The 1,585-nt window shown below is 41.8% G+C and carries 2 protein-coding genes; both read right to left on the reverse strand.

Features of this window, described 5'->3' with window-relative positions:
- Positions 1-157: peptidylprolyl isomerase (locus tag A3761_RS21010; protein ID WP_197473158.1), on the reverse strand; the 157-nt coding region annotated here is incomplete at its 3' end.
- Positions 158-168: 11 nt separating this feature from the next.
- A partial coding sequence (locus tag A3761_RS21015) for a cytochrome P450 (RefSeq protein WP_156492005.1) occupies positions 169-1,585 on the reverse strand: 1,417 nt, incomplete at its 5' end.

Consider the following 1,585-nt stretch of genomic DNA (forward strand, 5'->3'; position numbering starts at 1 on the left):
GAATTTCGCCTAAGTCGCCACCATTCTTTTTGCTAGGGCAGCTAGAGTGCTTGCGCGCCAGTTTTGCAAAGTCACCCCCTTTAGCCAAGGCTTGTTTTATCGTGTTGGCAGTTTGCTCATCTTTTACAAGAATATGACGCGCCATCGCAGTTTTCATTAGCAAAGTCTCTAATTATCTCGGCTTTTTAGTTTAACTTGCATGCCCTTATTATTCGAGAGCGTAATGAGAGGTTGAGGGTCAAACACATTGTTTTCATCTAATTCGACTTCGAATCTTCTCATAATTGTTGCAAGTATTATTTTCGCTTCCATCATCGCAAATGATTGCCCGATGCAAACTCGTGGCCCCGAGCCAAAAGGTATATAAACATGCTTTGGTATGTTTTTCTCGTTTTCTGGTGAAAAACGCTCTGGATCGAAGCGGTTCGGGTTTTCAAAATAACGTGGGTTTAAGTGGTTCGCATAAGGTGATAGGAAGATAACTTTATCTTTGGGAATATGATATGAGCCTATGTCAATGTCTTCATTGGCTTGTCGGTTGTTTAGCGTCCAGACTGGCGGTAACAAGCGCATTGATTCCTTAATGACCATATCAGTATAGTTAAGCTCTCCTAGGTGTTCAAACTGAGCGTCTTGATCGTTTAAAACACTGTCTAACTCGACATGAAGCTTTGCCTGAATATCTGGATGCAGAGCGAGCAAGTAGAATGTCCAACTTAAGGCATTTGATGTTGTTTCATGGCCTGCGGTAAATAGTGTGATTAGTTCATCCATCACGAGCTCGGTTGGCATGCTGCTTCCGTCTTCGTATTTAGCTTCGAGCAGCATTGACATCATATCTGGTTTTTTATCAGCATTTGTTAAGTCAGAGTTCTTTCTTGTTTCTATCATACTGCTAATTGTTTTGTACAATGACTTTTTGGCAGCGACCAAGCGACGGTTTCCTCGGGTGGGAACCCAGTCAGGAAAAACTAAAGCCTGCTGAAACCGTTTGTTAGTTTCCGTTTGAACGATGTGCATTGTTTCACCAATATTATTTGCATTGCTTTGCATATGTTCCATATCTGTATCAAACAGAGTCTTGCTGACGATATACATTGTCAGCTTGAACATATCATCAGCAATATCCCTGTTACCCGCCTTCCAATCTTGCGTCATTCTGCTTGTATAATCGCTCATAGTTTTAGCGTAAGACTCAATTCTACGGAAGTGGAAGCCTGGCTGTACTAATTTCCTTTGAGTCTTATGATTAGCAAGGTCATTGTTTGTTATCAGCCCCTTTCCCAAAACGGTTCCCATGACAGCAACGTCTCGGTCTGACTTTCTAAATTTTTTTGCTTGGCTTACAAGAATTTGGTGGCTTAAGTCACCACTTGTGACAAGCGCCATATTGTTAAAAGGGATGTGGAATTCCACTATGTCCGGGTAGGTAGACATTAAACGGTGGAAGAAGGCCAAGGGGTCTCGAGCAAACTCGTTAAGGCATCCTAGAATCACTTGTCCACGTTCTTGGGGTATTGCTTGGTTTGTTTCTGTATAGGTTATCGCGGCTGATGACATTGTATTCCTCATTTTTATATTTATT

It is taken from the genome of Oleiphilus sp. HI0123 (assembly GCF_001635315.1).